General features: G+C 37.2%; 17 protein-coding genes. 12 read left to right on the forward strand and 5 right to left on the reverse strand.

Translation table 11 applies throughout. The annotated features are described in order from the left end of the window. Positions 1-23: 23 nt before the first annotated feature. The 4 genes from V5M36_RS05785 to V5M36_RS05800 all read left to right on the forward strand — a co-directional run bounded on the left by V5M36_RS05785 (position 24) and on the right by V5M36_RS05800 (position 4024). Complete coding sequence (locus V5M36_RS05785; RefSeq protein ID WP_338562952.1) at positions 24-1190, forward strand: ATP phosphoribosyltransferase regulatory subunit; 1167 nt, start codon at positions 24-26, stop codon at positions 1188-1190. 63 nt (positions 1191-1253) lie between these two features. After that, positions 1254-2573: an adenylosuccinate synthase gene (locus tag V5M36_RS05790; RefSeq protein WP_338562954.1), complete on the forward strand. Its 1320-nt coding sequence runs from the start codon at positions 1254-1256 to the stop codon at positions 2571-2573. Positions 2574-2827: 254 nt separating this feature from the next. Further along, the gene (locus tag V5M36_RS05795; protein WP_338564067.1) at positions 2828-3133 is read left to right on the forward strand and encodes a hypothetical protein; all 306 of its coding nucleotides are present in this window, start codon (positions 2828-2830) and stop codon (positions 3131-3133) included. Between the two features lie 117 nt (positions 3134-3250). After that, on the forward strand, positions 3251-4024 hold the full coding sequence (locus V5M36_RS05800; protein ID WP_338562956.1) for a M48 family metallopeptidase: 774 nt from the start codon (positions 3251-3253) through the stop codon (positions 4022-4024). Positions 4025-4228: 204 nt separating this feature from the next. Here the strand turns inward: V5M36_RS05800 and V5M36_RS05805 are convergent, their stop codons facing one another. Beyond that, on the reverse strand, positions 4229-5278 hold the full coding sequence (locus tag V5M36_RS05805; RefSeq protein ID WP_338562959.1) for an NADP(H)-dependent aldo-keto reductase: 1050 nt from the start codon (positions 5276-5278) through the stop codon (positions 4229-4231). Positions 5279-5489: 211 nt separating this feature from the next. Next, positions 5490-6203, reverse strand: coding sequence for a cAMP-activated global transcriptional regulator CRP (gene crp / locus V5M36_RS05810; RefSeq protein WP_338562961.1), 714 nt, complete (start codon positions 6201-6203; stop codon positions 5490-5492). Between the two features lie 156 nt (positions 6204-6359). On the opposite strand from crp, the gene V5M36_RS05815 reads away from it, so the two are divergent. Beyond that, complete coding sequence (locus V5M36_RS05815; protein WP_338562963.1) at positions 6360-6782, forward strand: OsmC family protein; 423 nt, start codon at positions 6360-6362, stop codon at positions 6780-6782. A gap of 383 nt (positions 6783-7165) precedes the next feature. Here the strand turns inward: V5M36_RS05815 and V5M36_RS05820 are convergent, their stop codons facing one another. Then, positions 7166-7654, reverse strand: coding sequence for a rhodanese-like domain-containing protein (locus V5M36_RS05820; protein ID WP_338562965.1), 489 nt, complete (start codon positions 7652-7654; stop codon positions 7166-7168). 275 nt (positions 7655-7929) lie between these two features. Here V5M36_RS05820 and epsC point away from each other — a divergent pair, with 275 nt between their 5' ends. The 6 genes from epsC (at position 7930) to V5M36_RS05850 (ending at position 15938) form a co-directional block, all read left to right on the forward strand. Then, complete coding sequence (epsC, locus tag V5M36_RS05825; protein WP_338562967.1) at positions 7930-8838, forward strand: serine O-acetyltransferase EpsC; 909 nt, start codon at positions 7930-7932, stop codon at positions 8836-8838. 205 nt (positions 8839-9043) lie between these two features. Further along, positions 9044-11623 carry an ATP-dependent chaperone ClpB gene (gene clpB / locus V5M36_RS05830; protein WP_338562969.1) on the forward strand — a complete coding sequence of 860 codons (2580 nt, stop codon included), beginning with the start codon at positions 9044-9046 and terminating at the stop codon, positions 11621-11623. A gap of 298 nt (positions 11624-11921) precedes the next feature. After that, on the forward strand, positions 11922-12659 hold the full coding sequence (locus V5M36_RS05835; protein ID WP_338562972.1) for a hypothetical protein: 738 nt from the start codon (positions 11922-11924) through the stop codon (positions 12657-12659). Continuing rightward, positions 12660-14186: a GH3 family domain-containing protein gene (locus V5M36_RS05840; RefSeq protein WP_338562974.1), complete on the forward strand. Its 1527-nt coding sequence runs from the start codon at positions 12660-12662 to the stop codon at positions 14184-14186. Between the two features lie 11 nt (positions 14187-14197). Beyond that, positions 14198-15340, forward strand: coding sequence for a GNAT family N-acetyltransferase (locus V5M36_RS05845; protein WP_338562977.1), 1143 nt, complete (start codon positions 14198-14200; stop codon positions 15338-15340). Between the two features lie 178 nt (positions 15341-15518). Then, positions 15519-15938 (forward strand): hypothetical protein, encoded by a 420-nt coding sequence (locus tag V5M36_RS05850; RefSeq protein ID WP_338562980.1) that lies wholly within the window; start codon positions 15519-15521, stop codon positions 15936-15938. 140 nt (positions 15939-16078) lie between these two features. Here the strand turns inward: V5M36_RS05850 and rlmKL are convergent, their stop codons facing one another. Beyond that, complete coding sequence (gene rlmKL / locus V5M36_RS05855) at positions 16079-18283, reverse strand: bifunctional 23S rRNA (guanine(2069)-N(7))-methyltransferase RlmK/23S rRNA (guanine(2445)-N(2))-methyltransferase RlmL (protein ID WP_338562983.1); 2205 nt, start codon at positions 18281-18283, stop codon at positions 16079-16081. Positions 18284-18439: 156 nt separating this feature from the next. Then, positions 18440-18640 carry a phospholipase D-like domain-containing protein gene (locus V5M36_RS05860; protein WP_338562985.1) on the reverse strand — a complete coding sequence of 67 codons (201 nt, stop codon included), beginning with the start codon at positions 18638-18640 and terminating at the stop codon, positions 18440-18442. Positions 18641-18805: 165 nt separating this feature from the next. Here V5M36_RS05860 and V5M36_RS05865 point away from each other — a divergent pair, with 165 nt between their 5' ends. Beyond that, on the forward strand, positions 18806-18940 hold the full coding sequence (locus tag V5M36_RS05865; protein WP_338562987.1) for a hypothetical protein: 135 nt from the start codon (positions 18806-18808) through the stop codon (positions 18938-18940). Positions 18941-18959: the final 19 nt, after the last annotated feature.

Here is an 18959-nt window from a genome sequence, read left to right on the forward strand (position 1 = left end):
CTGACAGGATTTAGGTTTACAACATGCCCATTTCAGAGACATGGTTATTACCTGATGGTGTAGCTGATGTATTACCAGAACAGGCGCAAGTCATTGAGACTTTACGCCGTGATGCCTTAGATTTCCTTGTATCTCGAGGTTATCAATTGGTGTACACGCCATTTATTGAATACATCGAATCTCTATCTTCTCTTTCAGAATCGAATCAAGATTTAGACTTAGCCACTTTCAAAGTAATTGATCAGTTATCAGGTCGTTTACTTGGTGTGCGTGCCGATATGACACCACAAGTGGCACGTATTGATGCGCATATACATCCAGTTGAAGGTGTGGCTCGCTATTGTTATGCGGGCACAGTTTTACATACTAAACCTCAAGGTTTTAATACCACACGTGCACCATTACAATTGGGTGCAGAGCTTTTTGGTTCAGACAGTATCGATGCAGACGTTGAAATGATTGACGTCATGTTGAACTTATTGAAAACCGCAAACTACCAAGACGGCATCCATTTAGATATTGGTCATGTCGGTTTGTTTAGAAGCTTGGTTAAGCATGCGCAACTCAGCAAAGCAGTTGAAAGTCATCTTTCAGATCTTTATCAGCGTAAAGCATTACCTGAATTGGCAGACTTTACTCAAAACTTAAAATTCGGCGCAGACTTCTACACACTTGGTCGTTATTCGGGTGATTTAGAGGCATTACAAGCGAATTTAAGTGCTGAGTTATTTGAAGATGCTGCGTTCAAGAATGCTTTTGATGCAGTAAAAACAACGCAGTCTAAAATTCAAGCACGCTGGCCTAATTTACATATTGGTATTGATGTCGTAGAACTTCGTTCTTATCACTACCATACAGGTTTAATGTACGCAGTATATGCGCCAAACCGTGCAGCCCCATTGGCTCAGGGTGGGCGATATGATGGTATTGGGCAGCATTTTGGACGTGCACGTCCAGCAACAGGTTTTTCATGTGACTTATATGCCTTAAGCGCAGGTCAGTATGAAGCCATTCATGTTGTGGTTGCTCCAAAAGGTACACAAACAGATTTACTTGAGGCGATTGAACACACACGGAAGCAAGGCTTTAGTGTGATTCAACTGTTGGGTAATGATGAAATCAACTCAGTTGCCAATGCAACGCATCAATTGGTGCAAGCATCTGGTGAGTGGACGGTGACACCGATTTAATCACTTATCTCATCCAGATAGATAAGTTTTCTAATTTTAACAGCATGATGCAATGAGGCTATTATGGGCAATAATGTTGTGGTACTTGGTACCCAATGGGGCGACGAAGGTAAAGGTAAAATCGTCGACCTGCTCACAGATCAAGCGGCTGCGGTCGTTCGTTATCAAGGTGGACACAACGCAGGTCATACTCTCGTAGTGGGTGGTAAGAAAACTGTTTTACACCTCATTCCATCTGGTATTTTACGTGAAAACGTATTGTGCTTAATTGGTAACGGTGTTGTACTTTCACCTGAAGCGCTGATTAAAGAAATGGCTGTTCTTGAGAAAGAAGGCGTTCCAGTTAAAGAGCGTTTACGTATTTCTCCGAACTGTCCATTGATTTTGCCAAACCATATTGCACTTGATCAGGCTCGCGAGATCAAACGTGGAAACGCAAAAATTGGTACTACAGGTCGTGGTATTGGTCCTGCTTACGAAGACAAAGTAGCACGTCGCGCAGTACGCGTTGCTGACTTGGTTCGTGGTGGTGATCATCTGAAAGCTCAACTTGAAGAGCTACTTGAATACCATAACTTCCAATTGACTCAATTCTACGGTGTAGAAGCAATTAATTTAGAAGATGTGATTGCACTGTGTGATGAATGGCGTAAAGTTGTTGCTCCACTGGTGATCGATGTGACGACTGAGCTACATGAATACCGTAAAGCGGGCAAAAAAATCATGTTTGAAGGCGCACAAGGTTCATTACTTGATGTCGATCATGGTACATATCCTTATGTAACATCTTCAAACACAACTGCTGGTGGCGTTAGTTCTGGTTCTGGTTTAGGTCCTTTGCATCTTGACTATGTATTGGGTATTACCAAAGCCTACACTACACGTGTTGGCGCAGGTCCATTCCCAACAGAGTTGGTTTATGATGCTGCGAATGATGTCGGTGATGCAATCGGTAAGCACCTTGGAACGATTGGTTCTGAGTTTGGTGCATCTACTGGTCGTCAACGTCGTTGTGGTTGGTTTGATGCTGAAATTCTACGTCGTTCAGTAGACGTAAACTCACTATCAGGTATTTGCTTAACTAAACTTGACGTTCTTGATGGTTTAGAAGAAGTAAAAATTTGTGTAGGCTATGAAGCTGCAGATTCTGGTTGTGTGGGTTCTTCTGATGCAATAGCATTTGAGAGCTTAAAGCCAATTTACGAAACCATGCCAGGTTGGTCAGAATCAACTTTCGGTGCGAAAACCTTAGAACAATTGCCACAAGCTGCAATTAACTATGTGAAACGTATTGAACAATTGATTGAATGTCCAATTGACATTATTTCGACTGGCCCAGACCGCGAAGAAACAATTGTTTTACGTCATCCATTTGATGCTTAATTTTGATTAAGTATTAAGTGATGTAAAAAGCCTTGTGAAAACAGGGCTTTTTTATTGCTCATAATTATTTCTTAAGATTTTTATTCAAGAGTTTTTATTGAAGATTGATACTCAAGATCAGTTTTTAAGATCATTGCTCATAGTTTTTAAATAAGGCCAAAACTTAGAGACTAAAGTTATATCGTTTTAAATGTTTTTACGAAAATGAAATTGCTACAATGTGTTTGGATATTAAAATGACCAAAGAGCAATGGATGCAAAAAAATATTTCGAATACCATTTTTTATTCTCTTATCTTTGCGATGGGTGGGGCACCCACAATTGCAATGCTAATTATTCAAGCGCAAACCAGCGATCCAACCTTATTTTATCAAGCGCTAATTGGGCTTTCAGTCATTATAGCTTGCGTATTGGTTCCGATAGTATTGATTCAAAATGCGTATTTAATCTATAAAAGAAATGACATAAAAATAGAACAAAAAATCCAACCTTTATGCCATTTTTACCTTCTACTGAATGTGCTTTGCTTGGTCTATTGGCTAACTATACAATTTATATAAAATTCAATTAATTACATAAATCATATTAAAAAATAGGAATACACATTCAATCTTTTCATGCAATTGAATATAATCGGCATAACTGAAGATAAATGTGAAATTTTTGGAGATATTATAATGAATAAAAATCTTATACTCGCTCTGTGTGCATCGGGTGTGATGACCATTTCGGGTTGTGCTACTTTTGCGGATATTGCTGGGGCAGATAGTGCTACTTTGAATGCTTCGGCTGCCAAAGGTTATACGGACTTGGTTAATCAGGCTCGTAGTAAAGGCCAATTGGATACAACTTCAAGCACGTATCAACGTATTAATTCCGTTTTTCTACGCTTAAAGCCATATGCTGATCAAATGAATCGAACAGGCCAAGCATTTCAATGGCAAGTTTCTGTACTTAAATCAAGTGAGTTGAATGCCTTCGTAGCACCAGGTGGGAAAGTTGTTTTCTATACTGGTATTGTTGAGCGTTTAAAACTGACTGATGCGGAAATTGCTGCCATTATGGGTCATGAAATGGTGCATGCATTAGAAGAACATGCGAAAAGTAAAATGGGTGCACAAGCCCTTACTGATCTTGCTTTAGGCATTGGTCTAAGTGCTGCTGGTATCGGTCAAGGCGGCACAGCTGCTGCACAATTGGGTAGCCAAATTGGTATTGGCTTACCCTACTCACGTAATTTAGAGAGTCAGGCGGATCAAGGTGGATTAATGTTAATGGCTCGTGCAGGATATGATCCGCAAGCAGCAATTACACTATGGCAAAAGATGAGCCAGCAAAGTAGTGGTGGCGGTTCATTCTTGTCAACGCATCCATCAAATAGTCAACGTATTGCAGCAATGCAGAAGAACTTGCCTGCAGCACAAGCGATTTATAAACAAAACAGACGTTAATATGATCAGTCAGAAATATGATCAGTCAGAAATTTTTCATTTAGAAATAAGCTAAAGAAATATAGCTGCTGAGCAATTATATTGCTGAAATTATTCTTAAAGATAAATCTAAAAAAGGATGCGATTGCATCCTTTTTTATGAGTGAAAATAATGAGCTAAACTCATTTTTTAAAAATTTCGATTGTACGTCGTTTTATTGAAAACTATGGCGCAGGATTAGGCTGTTGCTTATGAATAGCTTCAATCTCGGTTAAGATTTCAGGAGAAAGCTGAAGATCAAAGGCATCAATATTTTCTTTTAACTGTACAAGATTGGTTGCCCCAATAATTGTTGAAGTCACAAAGAATTGTTGCTTGATAAATGCGAGTGAGAGCTGGGTCAGTGTTATGCCATGTTTTTCAGCAAGTTGGGCATATTGCTCAGTTGCCCATTCACTTTCAGGATTACTATAACGGCTAAAACGTGAGAATAAGGTAATACGTGCATTTTCAGGGCGAGCACCATGACGAAATTTACCACTCAAATAACCAAAAGCAAGAGGTGAATAGGCGAGGAGGCCAACCCCTTCATAGTGCGCTATTTCTGACAAACCCACTTCATAAGTACGATTCAGTAAATTATATGGGTTTTGAACCGAAACTATTTTTTCAAGCCCTAACTTTTCTGCAAGCTGTAAAAACTTCATAGTTCCCCAAGGCGTTTCATTCGATAAGCCAATGGATCGAATTCGGCCTTTCTTAACTTCATCACTCAGTGCTGTGAGGGTTTCTTCCAATGCAGTCACTTCATTAGATGGATCAGCTTCTTGATTTCCAAAACCGAGCTTACCAAAGAAGTTGGTCGGGCGTTGTGGCCAGTGTAATTGATAAAGGTCAATATAATCAGTTTGTAGGCGCTTTAGAGAGTCATCAATCGCTGAACTGATCTCAGGAGCAGTAAATCGCGTCAGGCCGTCTCTGATATGACTTCCGCCTTGTGAAGGCCCTGCAATTTTTGAGGCAATAATTAATTTTTCTCGATCACCACGTTGTGAAATCCAATTACCTAAAATTGTTTCAGTTGATCCTTGGGTTTCAGGCTTGGGCGGGACAGGATACATTTCTGCTGTATCCCAAAAATTCAAGCCGCGATCTAAAGCGTATTCTAATTGCTGAAAGGCTTCATCTTGGGTGTTTTGTTCGCCGAAGGTCATTGTTCCTAAACAAATTTCAGGGACTAAAATTCCAGTATCGCCTAAAGGATTGTATTGCATTTTCATCTATCCCTAATCAAAGTTACTTTTAGATTCATCATTCAGAGCCATTTATTCAGAGTTATCTATTCAGAATCATCTATGGTAATCAAGTATAAAAATGAATACTAATTCAAATATGATGGAAATATATCTTAAAAAAAATAAAGCAAAAAAATTAAAACAAAAAAAAGCAAATCTAAAGATTTGCTTTTTTATTTAATATTAATGCTTATTCATCATTTGTTTCGGTGAAATCTTCTTCAGTGGCGTTACCAGCTTCTAAAGAGGCATCAAATATTAAAATTGCTTTACCGTCTGTTTCAATCATGCCTTGTTCTTCAAGTGTTTTAAGAACACGGCCAACCATTTCACGTGAACAGCCCACAATACGACCAATTTCTTGGCGAGTAATGCGGATTTGACGACCATTCGGCAAAATCATCGCTTCTGGTTGACCAGAAAGATCGATCAAACAGCGAGCGATACGGCCAGAAACGTCAATGAAAGCAAGATCTGTTACTTTACGTGTGGTGTTTTTGAGACGTCGAACCAGCTGTGCGAACACAGCGTAGCTCAAATCAGGATATTGTTTACTAACTTCATGGAAATTTGCATACGTTATTTCAGCAATCTCACATACATCACGGGTTCTAACTTCTGCTGTACGTTGTGGATTTACTTCAAAAAGACCCATTTCCCCAAAAAAGTCCCCAGGGTTCAAATAAGCAACAACAATTTCACGATCATCATCTTCTCGTAAAATAATTGATACCGACCCTTTTAAAATTAGATACAGAGATTTAGACTCGGAACCCGCATCGATAATTGCTGTACGTTTAGGAAAGCGATTAATATGAGCGCGTTTGAGTAATGCTTTAACAGACTCAGGAAGTTGACCTGGTGATAAAGCATCTGTACTAAGTTGTGAAAAAGTAGAAGTCATGCTTTTAAAATTCCGATTTGGATAATTACTATTACAAGATCGCCTGATCTAAATGAACATGTCACATAGAAGCAGAAGAGATGAAATTCCTTCTCATCTTAATTTATGCTAGTGTACAGTACTTATCAAATTTATAGTTTTTTTTAGGTAGTTGCAATGCATACAAGCGTACATTGGTTAGAGAATGTTGCTTTCGAAGCAAAATCAGAAAGTGGTCACCAAATTGTCATGGATGGTGCAGAAGCCTATGGCGGAGAAAACCGAGGTCCACGTCCTATGGAATTGATATTAATGGGACTTGGTGGGTGTGCTTCCTTTGATATTGTGACTATTTTAAAGAAATCACGCCAAGATGTGACGGGTGTGGTTTGTCAGTTAAAAGCTGATCGTGCAGATGAAATTCCAGCAGTCTTTACCAAGATCCATTTACACTTTGTAGTCACAGGAAAAGCGGTTAAAGAAAAACAGGTGGCAAAAGCTGTAGAGTTATCTGCAGAAAAATACTGTTCTGCAAGTAAAATGTTGTCTGATGGTGGCGTTGAAATTACCCATGATTTTGAGATTATTGAGGCTGAATAATTTCTGCATGTAAATTAAGTTCAAATCTTCAAATATTAAAAAGCAACTTGAAAATAAGTTGCTTTTTATTTGTCTGTTGAATGATGAATCTAATTCAGAATGAAATGTTAAAAAAAGAATATGACTTAAACGCCAGAATAATACTTGAACTTAGATATTCAGCATTAACCTATTTTTAGTGTTAACTATATTGGACTTCTTTCATAAGTCATTATTTAAACAACACGTTCATATTTTGTATTCCGTCATCCTCACCGTCTCCTAAAGGAAGAAGGGATTTTTACAGATCAATAAAATGCTACTCAATGATCACTTATTGATTATGAAAGAGGTTTATTTAGTATTAGGTGAAGACTCAGCATTATCTTAAACACACAAGACGATTATTCTTGAATCCATGGCAGATGATGAAAACGCCAACCGTTAAATGTGCCACGTTGACGATTTTCGTTTATATCACCTTCAAAACCTTGATCGATGTTATAAACATTTTTCAATCCCGCATTAAATGCAACATTTGCTGCCGCAGCAGAGCGTTTACCACTTCGACAGATTAAAAAGATTAATTGATCTTTTCCAACTTGAGTCTCAAGATCCTCAGCAAAGTTTGAATTGCGATCGAGTGCTGTTCCAGTCGCCCAAGGGATGTGTAGAGTATTTTCAATAAAACCTACAAATTTGCGTTCTTCGAAAGTTCTCACATCAACGATGACTGCATGATTGGTTTGAAAAAGTGCCCATGCTTCTTGAGGCAATACTGAGCCTGTGAATTCAAGATAATGATCAATCACGCGTTGCTTTGCTTGCTCTAAGATAAAATTAATTTGATCTGAATTAAAATCTTTCAAATTTAAGTGAGCGATGCTATTCATTTTCGTACCTTTTAAATCTTTCAAATAATTTTTAACGAAGTTTGAGTTCATCGTTTCGGACTTAGATTGCATCATTATAAATGCTCTGTATATTCAATAATTGAATAAAAAATTAATTACTTATTCTTAATCTGGGAAAAGAAATCTGCATAAAATATGATAAAGATATATCAAATTCTTTTATCTGCGCTTCATTTAATTAAATAGTATTTAGACATACAGCATGAATAATGAATTTTAATCATTCTACTTTTTTAATTTGACGAGAAAATTATATGACGATTTGGAATACCCAAAGTATTGTCGATGAATTACAAAATGTGCGAAATGAATGGCGGACTCAACAAAAGAGTCTGAAGGATGATGGTGGACGTGAACTTCCTTCAAAGACAGAAATCAAAAAAATTATGGATGATCTGTGCGGTGTATTATTTCCAATGCGTTTAGGGCCGCATGATTTAAAACAACAGAGTGAAAATTTTTATATTGCTCATACATTAGAAAAAACCTTATATGCATTACTTGAGCAAGTGAAATTAAATATTTCTTATGATTATAAATATACAAAGAAGAATGAAGATGCAGTTGAAATCTCTACTTTGGCTGAGACAATCGTAAAGCGTTTTGCAGAGCAATTACCCAGGATCCGTAAAATTTTAGACAGTGATGTGATTGCTGCTTTTCAGGGGGATCCCGCCGCTCGTAGTGTTGATGAAGTTTTGTTATGTTATCCAGGGATTTTGGCGATTATTTATCATCGTATCGCCCACGAATTTTATAAAAAAGACTTGTCTTTAATGGCGCGTATAATTGCTGAGCTGTCTCATTCAAAGACAGGAATCGATATTCATCCCGGAGCACAGATTGGACAGGGATGTTTTATCGATCACGGCACAGGCGTAGTGATTGGTGAAACGTGCGTTATTGGACAAAATGTCAGGATTTATCAAGCGGTGACTCTAGGAGCAAAGCGTTTTGAAACGGATGAAAATGGACGTTTGCAGAAACAGTACGCTCGTCATCCTATAGTGGAAGACAACGTCGTCATTTATGCAGGTGCAACGATTCTCGGCCGAGTTACAATAGGTCAGGGTGCTGTGATTGGTGGAAATGTTTGGATTACGCAAAGCGTAGAGCCTAATAGTTTTGTTTCCCAAACAAATGCATCTCAATCAAAAAATTAAGCACTTTGAAAAAAGAGATAAATTGATAATAAAACGACACTTGAAAAACAGTGTTATTGCACGCATATTATGACTAAGGCTCATCTATTAAAATGAGATAAGATTTTGAAAAATATATTAAAAAATTAACTATATTGATTTGAAATTGCTGTAAATGCTCCCATTAATGATTCAAGTACAGAATTCGTTGTGAGGAATAACAAGAATGCGATTTGAAAAATTTACCAATCGTCTACAACAAGCACTTTCCGATGCCCAATCTTTAGCAATGAGTAAAGACCATACTGCAATTGAGGGTATTCATATTCTTGCGGCGTTATTGGATGAGCCAGCCAATCTCAGCTTACTTCAGCAAGCTGGAACATCTCCACGTGAATTGCAAACAAAACTTGAAAATGCATTAAATAATGCGGCCACATTGAGCTCGCCTACAGGTGATATTAATTTAAATCCTGAAGCAGTCCGTGCCTTAAATTTAGCAGACAGCTATGCAAAAAAAGCAGGCGATGAATTTTTATCAACCGATTGGGTAATTTTGGCTTTGGCTGAAACTGGCGCAACCAAAAGCTTGCTCAGTAGTTTGGGCTTAACAACAGAAAAACTCCGTAAAGCGATTGAAAATATTCGAGGTGGTGACAAAGTCATGGCAAATAATCATGAAGATCAACGTGATTCATTGAATAAATACACCATAGATTTAAACGAGCGTGCATTATTGGGTAAGCTTGATCCTGTGATTGGTCGTGATGAAGAAATTCGTCGTACCATTCAAGTATTGTCACGTCGTACCAAAAATAATCCCGTGTTGATTGGTGAACCGGGTGTGGGTAAAACCGCAATTGTAGAAGGCTTGGCACAGCGTATTGTTAATGGTGAGGTGCCTGAAAGTTTAAAAGGCAAACGCGTTTTATCTTTAGACTTAGGTTCCTTGCTTGCAGGTGCTAAATATCGTGGAGAGTTTGAGGAGCGATTAAAAGCAGTTCTTAAAGATCTCGCTAAATATGATGGCGAAATTATCCTCTTTATTGATGAGCTACACACACTTGTGGGCGCTGGTAAAAGTGATGGCGCAATGGATGCAGGTAATATGCTTAAACCTGCTTTGGCGCGCGGTGAGCTTCGTTGTGTCGGCGCAACGACCTTAGATGAGTATCGTCAATTCATAGAAAAGGATGCAGCATTAGAGCGTCGTTTTCAAAAAGTATTGGTTGATGAACCGAGTGTAGAAGACACGATTGCGATTTTACGCGGTCTAAAAGAAAAGTATGCAACCCATCATGGCGTGCAAATTCTTGACTCAGCAATTATTGCTGCTGCAAAAATGTCGTATCGTTATATTACCGATCGTCAATTGCCCGATAAAGCGATTGACTTGATTGATGAGGCTGCATCTCGTATTAAAATGGAAATTGACTCTAAACCTGAGCCACTCGATCGTTTGGATCGTCGTTTGATTCAATTGAAAATGCAGCTTGAAGCCGTTAAAAAAGATGCAGATTCGGTGAGTAAAGCAGAAGTTAAGCATTTAGAAAGTCAAATTACTGAAGTTCAAAAAGAATACAGTGACTTGGAAGAACAGTGGATTGCTGAAAAACGTTTGGTCGATGGAACCAATCAAGCTCAGATTGAATTAGATAAAGCGCGTACAGCTTTTGATAAAGCACAACGAGAAGGTGATCTGGCAGAAGCAAGCCGATTGCAATATGGTGTTATTCCAGAGCTTCAGAAACGTTTAGATGAAGAAGAAGTTATTGAAACAAATGAAGAACCTAAACTGATTCGTACCAAAGTAACAGAAAATGAAATTGCTGAGGTCGTCAGTGCGGCTACAGGCATTCCAGTATCAAAAATGCTTCAAGGGGAGCGTGAAAAACTGCTCCAAATGGAAAGTTTCTTGCACAAACGTGTCGTCGGTCAAGAAGAAGCTGTGGTTGCAGTCTCAAATGCAGTACGTCGTTCACGTGCGGGATTATCTGATCCGAACCGTCCGAGTGGATCGTTTTTATTCCTTGGTCCGACTGGTGTGGGTAAAACTGAATTAACCAAAGCTTTGGCTAACTTTATGTTTGATTCTGATGACGCGATGATTCGTATCGACATGTCTGAATTTATGGAAAAACATTCGGTCAGTCGTTTGGTCGGTGCACCTCCAGGCTACGTAGGGTATGAAGAAGGTGGTGTCCTAACGGAAGCCGTGCGACGTAAGCCATACAGCGTGGTGTTGTTTGATGAGGTTGAAAAAGCGCATCCAGATGTATTCAATATTTTATTGCAAGTACTGGATGATGGTCGTTTGACTGACTCACAAGGTCGTACCATTGACTTTAAAAATACGGTGATTGTGATGACTTCAAACTTAGGTACGAGCAACGTACGTGAACTCGGTGATTCAGCCAGCAATGAAGAGGTGCGTGCTGTGGTCATGAATGCAGTCTCTGAGCATTTCCGTCCAGAGTTTATTAACCGTATTGATGAATTGGTGATTTTCCATTCTTTGAAAAAATCGCAAATTCGCGGTATTGCCGATATTCAATTGAATCGACTTCGTGAACGTTTAACAGAACGAAATATGAGCTTAATTGTTGAAGATAGTGCTTTTGATTTGTTAATCGATGCAGGGTTTGATCCTGTTTATGGAGCAAGACCATTAAAGCGTGCAATTCAGCAAAAAATTGAAAACGAATTAGCTCAAGATATCTTATCGGGTAAATTTCAGCCTGGAGATACAATTGTTATACAAAAAGATGGTTATTTATTAAGTTTTATTAAACTTATGCTTAATTAAAGCTTTACATCTTGTTGCTTAAAACCCGACTTTTGTCGGGTTTTTTTATATTTATGTGAGAAAGGGTGTGATAATCTGAGATTGAGAATAATTTGCCTCATTAAAATTAAAAGATTAACATTGCTCGATGATTTGTTAAATAAAATGTTAATTTATAACGGATTATTACCCTACTAAATTGTATTAAAATAGGATGTTTACAGGAATGTTAGAATTTAAATTTTTTCGAAAATTAAAAAAAGAACCTTATAGTGAATACAAATCTATAAAAACATTAAATGATATTGATATTCATAAAATGTTCAGCATTTACAAAAAGTATTATTCCAATACAGATTTAAAAATCTTCAAAAATGATTTACTTGCGAAAACAGGCGTATTCGTTATTCGCGATTCTACAACGAACCAACTGGTTGGCTTTTCAACCGTGATGGAAAAGGATTTCATTGTGGAAGGTAAAGTCGCACATGGCTTTTTTAGTGGCGATACGATCATTGAAGAAGCGTATTGGGGAAGCCGAGCTTTACAACGCGCAATGTTCCGTTATGTGATTAAATTTAAATTACGTCATACCACGAAGCCAATATATTGGATTTTAATTTCTAAAGGATTTAAGACTTACTTACTTCTTGCTAATAATTATTATAGTTATTATCCACATCCTGAACACGATAACTCAAATTTAGAGAGTTATGTTAAAGCTTACTGTGAGCAGTTATTTCCTGAATATTATAACTCCAATACAGGTTTACTTGATTTTGGCGAAAACTATCAAGCCCTGAATTCTGATGTTGCGCCAATTACAGATGAAATGCGTGCAAAGAGCAACAAAATTGCGTTCTTTGAAAAACGCAATCCAACTTGGGTCAAAGGAACAGAATTACCGTGTATTGGTCGTGTAGATTGGATCGATTTATATCGTTCAGCACAGAGTTTTTTTAAAAAAAAAGCCAGCCAAGGGCGTGTAACTAAAAAAATAACAAAACCTGTATTGGTCAAAGAAGAATCGGTTAAAGATGATTCTAAGGTGGCTTAAATGAGCATACTTTTCGGCGCTCATCAAATTTTAAATATGGCATGTAAAAATGCTTATAAAAGATATTACGAACAATCTCATCAGTTGCAAGAGGTTCAGTTAAATAAGCTGAGATCATTATTTGCTGAGACTGAAATAAGCTATGCTGACTTTATTCAACAATATCCAATAACGCGATATGCAGACTGGAAATTGAAAATTGAAGCTTCACGTGATACGAATTCAAATTTATTAAATAAAAGTAAATTAATTAGATTTCAGCCCACGAGTGGTTCAAGTGAAGCCTTAAAATTTATACCGTATACACAAGCTTTTTTAGATGAGTTGGATCAAGCCATAGGCTTGTGGTTAACCAGTCTATATGCTCAGTATCCTCAACTCAAAAGTACGACGCATTATTGGTCGGTTTCTTGGTTGCCTGAAAGTCAGCGGAATTTGACGAGTAATAAAAACTTGAACGATGATAGTGCATTACTATCATTTACCAAACGAATTTTGACTCACATTACACAAGCTGTACCCTCTGAAATTGCACTTGCAGAAACAGCTGAAGACGCCATGTTTGCGACAGCAGTTTACTTGGTTAAAGATGCAAACTTAGGCATGCTTTCAGTGTGGAGTCCAACTTTCGCACTACAATTATTGGAAATCATTGAAACGCATAAACATGAAATTTCTCATGTTTTAAATACGGGTAAATGGTCACGAGCAGGTCTTAATTTTTTAAAAATTTCAAAATCTGCAAAAAGAGCAAAAACCTTAGACAGTTTAGATTTAAGTGTGTCGACAAGCTGGAAAAAATTATGGCCTAAACTTGTTTTAATATCCTCATGGGATACAGCAAGTGCTGAACACTGGGCAAAGAATTTAAAAGAAAAAATTGCCGGCGTGGGGTTTGAAGGAAAAGGTCTTTGGGCCACTGAAGGTGTAGTCACGCTTCCTCTAGAAGGACATTACCCATTGGCATATCAGTCGCACTTTTATGAGTTTCTAGATCTCGATACTGATGTTGTTATACCCGCTTGGGATTTAAAAATTAATCAAAAAGTGAGCCCTGTTATCACGACTGGATCGGGGCTAACGCGATATATTATTGATGATGAACTTGTTGTGAATGCGTTTTATCAAGGTATACCGTGCTTTAAATTTTTAGGGCGAAAGATGACGGTCGATTTAGTGGGTGAAAAAATTGATCAGAATACAGCACTTGAGATTTTAGCTTATTTTAAACAAACAGATTATTTACCCATCAGTTTGTTGGGTGTGGAATTAGGGTCAAATAATAAACCTCATTATGTTTTATTAAGTGAGGGTAATCGAAGTAAAACCCCCCAAACTGAACAGTTGGATGATTTATTAAAGAAAAATTTCCACTATGAACTGGCTCGTAATTTAGGACAATTGGATGCTCCTGAAATTCGACATGCCGATGATGCGTGGGATGACTATAAAACAATAGCGATGCGTAACGGAATGATTGAAGGAAATATCAAACCCGAGCCCTTAAAAAAAATGAAATCACTTTAAGAAAGAAATTTATGAGCTTAGAAACTTTGATCTATCAGTCTATAAAAACACCAGAATACTTTTTGAGATATGCGATCGCAAATGATGATGTACAACTCAATGAGTTAATCACTGAATCAATGCCAAGTAATGGCATGATTTTATCTTTTGAAAGATTTCCAAGTTATTTTAAGGCGACGAGAGCGCAATACAATACACCAGAAATTATGGTGATTTATCATAAAGATCAACCTGATGTCATCGTTGGAATGATGAATATTGGTTGGAAAGAATGTTTTATCAATGGTGAAGTCAGTAAAATCAGATACGCTGCAGATCTAAGAATTAAACGTAATGCGCGTGGTAAAAAATCACTCGAAGTATTTATGGAATATGTTTCTACTTGTTTACCGCGCGATTTTATTTTCCAAAGCGTGGTACTAGAAGACAACAAAATTGCACGTCATTTAATGCATCAAAAAAGAGAAGGCTTTGCCGATGCTTATCTGTATGACCAAATAACCACCTATACGATTTCACAAGTCAAAAAACCAAAGGGAGTCGATGGGCTTCAATTGGTCACTTTATCTGAAGCGACTATTCCGGATGCAAATCATTTTGTTGATCGAATGAAAGAGCATTATAATTTTTTACCCAATTATGATTTTTCACAATTAAAACAAAATAATCATCCATTTTGGGCAGGAATGTCACTTGCGGACTTCTACTTGATTCTCAATGAGAATAAGCAAGTGGTAGGTCTATTTGGTCTGTGGGATCAGAAAAGTTTTAAGCAAACCAAAGTCATGAAATATTCTACAACGCTGAAATTATTAAGACCGATATACAATGTTTTAGCAAAAATTATAGGTCTTATTCATTTACCTCAAGTGAATGATAGTTTTGATTATTTGATGTGTCATAGCGCATTGTGCGAACCAAATGACCAAGCGACTATGCATTATTTAATCCATCAAGCTCATCTCAAAACCAAAGAAAAAAATAAATCGACGTACTGCATTACGATTGCAGATAATGATCCTAGAAAAGAAAATATGGGATCTTTTAAAGCGCATAAAATGAAAGCTATTCATGGATTGCATAGTTTTGGCGCAGATCCAAAAGACTATTTTGACCGTAAAAAAATTTCATATTTTGAGGTTGGGCGTATTTAACAGGCTTTTGACCCATATTGATCTAGCAATATGGGTCAAAACGATCCCTCATCGATCATTTAATTTTTTGAGCACATGCTTTCATAAGCCAGTTTGTCGGAATATTAATTTTTAAATTGATCATTGCTAGGGAAAGATTGTATTTATAAGGATATAAAAAGAAAAGGGAACTGTGAAAATGGAAATTTATCAGCAAGTTTATGTGTGTTTTAAGCGACTCAGTTTAACAGCGTTGATATTGGCCAGTACCAGCGTGTTGGCAAAATCTGAATCAGAGCAATTTTTAGAATCACAGCGCGTGAATGAAAATCGGGTGACAGTCGATTTAATCGAAAAGGTTCAATCAGAAACGAAAAAACCGGTTGAGGTTCAATTAAAAAATAATCAGAGCTTGGCGGATAAACAGTTTAATCAAATTAAACAACAGAATTTAGAAGAGAGTGCGGTTTCAGATTATGAGTTAAAGCGACAAACAGATCCAGTGAAATTAATGAATAATGAAAAGCAAGAATATATTCCTGCGCGAAATGCGAGTGTGGTTTATAAATTACAATATGAAAATAAAAATGTGCAAATCGGAACCAATATCAATCGATAATTCATTCTTTCGATTGCACATTTTAAAGAGGTTTCAAGTTCTGCAACTTGAAACCTCTTAGTATTACGATCTTATGATTTAAGATTATGGCTTAAAATTAATATCTTAAGATTTATGAATCAAGACTTAAGATTCAAGACTTAAGATTCAAGGTGTTTAATTTTCCATGAGCGGTGAATTTTGGTATTGCGTTTGAAGTCAAGACCAATGGTTTCGCTGGTTAACTCTTCAATGTCATAGAATGCTTTGATTTCATCATCTAACTCAAAACCACGATAGTTATTTGAGAAATATAAAGTACCACCCGTCGTTAAACGGTTCATTGCGCGTTTAAGCAATGACAAGTGGTCACGTTGAATATCAAAAGTACCATGGAATTTTTTAGAGTTTGAGAAGGTAGGTGGATCAATAAAGATCAAGTCATATTGTTCATGACCTTCTTTTAACCATTCAAAACAGTCACTCGCGAAGAACTGATGTTGTTGATCTGCATGATCAACCGTTAAACCATTCAATACAAAGTTTTCTTTAGACCAGTTTAAATAGGTATTAGATAGATCGACACTGGTCGTACTCGCAGCACCGCCTAAAGCAGCGTGTAAGCTTGCTGTTGACGTATAACTATACAAGTTTAAGAAGTGTTTTCCTTTCGCTTCAGCGGCAATACGTAGACGCATTTGACGATGATCAAGGAATAAACCTGTATCTAAGTAATCTGTTAAGTTGACTAAGATTCTAGCTTTGCCTTCTTGCACGATAAAGCGTTTAGATGCCGTACTTTGTTTGGTATATTGCGTTTTGCCTTCTTGACGTGAACGTGTCTTGATGAAAATCGCATCACGGTTTAAGCCTGTTACCGCACGAATCGCTTGTAATGCCAAGTTAAAGCGTTTTTTAGCTTTTTCTGGATCAATGATTTTAGGTGGAGCATATTCTTGAACATGCAGACGATCACCGTATAAGTCGACAGCGACATTAAAGTCAGGTAGATCGGCATCATAGATACGCAGACAATAAATATCTTCTTTGACTGCCCATTTTTTAAGGTTCTGCATGTTCTTTTGCAAACGGTTGGTAAAGTCTTCAGCACCTTCGATTTTGTCAAATTGCTGTGGCTGCCATTCTGCTAAGAACGGTTTTGCAACTGGAGCAGCTTTAATTACGCCAGAACGAATGTAAATCGGTAATTTACCATTCATTAAACGTAATGTTTGCGGGTCTAGAATCGCCAATACATCGGCTTGTTCAATTTGCGCAGCGATAATAGCAGCAGTTTGATTTGGGAAATGCTTTTGAAGTAAACCAGACAAACCTAAGTAGAATGCGCGGCTCGAAATTTTGTCACCTAAACGCTCACCATAAGGTGGGTTAGTGACCACAATCGCGCTTTTACCTTCAGCTTGAAAATCTGGCCAATCCGCAAGCGTACGTTCTTCAATTTGAATTTGGTCTAGAATGCTACTAAAACCCGCGGCTTTAATATTTTCTTTGGTGGCTTTTACTGCTTCCCAATCTGCATCATAGGCATAGAATCTTGGTAATGGGCCTTCTAGAGCAACTTTATGACGTTCAGATGCTTCATTTTTGATAGACATCCAAAGATCATGATCATGACCGTTCCAACCGTTGAAACCAAAACGACGAACTAAGCCAGGTGCACGGTCTGTTAGCATCATTAAAGATTCAATGATGAAAGTACCTGAACCACACATTGGATCTAAAATAATATCTGGTTTTGCATCTTGTAGTTTTACGCGACGTAAAATGGCAGCAGCCAAGTTTTCTTTGATTGGCGCATCGGTCATATAATGACGATAGCCACGTTTATGTAAAGAATCACCAGATAAATCTAAACAATAAGTATGTTCTGTTTTGCCTGCCAATACATAAAGCGTAATTTCAGGTTGTTTAATATCGATACTTGGACGTTTGCCCACAGCTTCCATGAATGAGTCAACAACACCATCTTTCACACGAAGGGTGGCGAATAGACTATTCACTTTGATTTCACGTTCGATATGCAGACGTACCGCAAAAGTACTTTGTGGTGCAAAGATGAGAGACCAATCGAAGCTATTCGCGCCTTCGTAGAGTTCTTCTGCCACATCACGTGCATCATGACTAAATTCAATTTCATGGGTATGGATTGGTGTAAGTACACGAGACGCTAAACGCGACCACATACAAACACGGTATGCATTTTCAAGCGTGCCTTTGAAAACTAAACGTCCTGGGAACCGTTCGATGTTTTGAACACCTAAAGCTTCAACTTCTTCTTGAAGTAAGGTTTCAAGCCCATCTGCACATGTGACCCAATATGTAGAAAGACGTGGTTTCGAATTCATTAAAATTTCCAAAGACAATTAAAGCAATAGCGTATTTTAGCGTATTTTTGCTTTCAAAGCTTTTAAAAAACAATAAAAGTATTATTGTTTAATCCCTTCAATAATCTGAATAAATCGAGATGCAAAATCCTCTGCCTTTTCACGGCTTTCAATAATTTATATATTTTCAAAATTAAAATTAGCTTTCTCAGTCCAATTGAATGAGTCTGTAATCACTTTTTTTAAATCAATAATGCAAAACTTATGATGCATTAAATTTTTATATGAATTGTTTATAGGTGAAAATTGATGATATTCCATTCCAACTTTGTGGAAATCGCAGCTTTTTTTATAATTAAGCTCATCATCATTGACCATTAGAACTATTTCATGTGTTGTTTTTTATTCATTCTGAATTTTTTAAATTCTAGTGATGTGATTCAGTGGAAATATAAAATAATTAATCAAACTGCCATTAAACGATAACTTGGTTGTCATTTTAATTCTATTGACTATCTAGACCTTTAGTTGATGGATTAAACAATGCGAAGTTTTTTAGTTATTTTAATCACAAGTATGAGTGTTTTACTCAGTGCGTGTAATGAAAATGAAAAGAATAATGAGTCCGAGCCAAATACTTCACCTGAAGTTCAATGTCAAACTCATTGCGCACCATAATAATAAAAATAAGGATTTA

Origin of the sequence: Acinetobacter sp. KS-LM10 (genome assembly GCF_036896575.1) — a bacterium.
Classification (GTDB): Bacteria; Pseudomonadota; Gammaproteobacteria; order Pseudomonadales; family Moraxellaceae; genus Acinetobacter; species Acinetobacter avistercoris.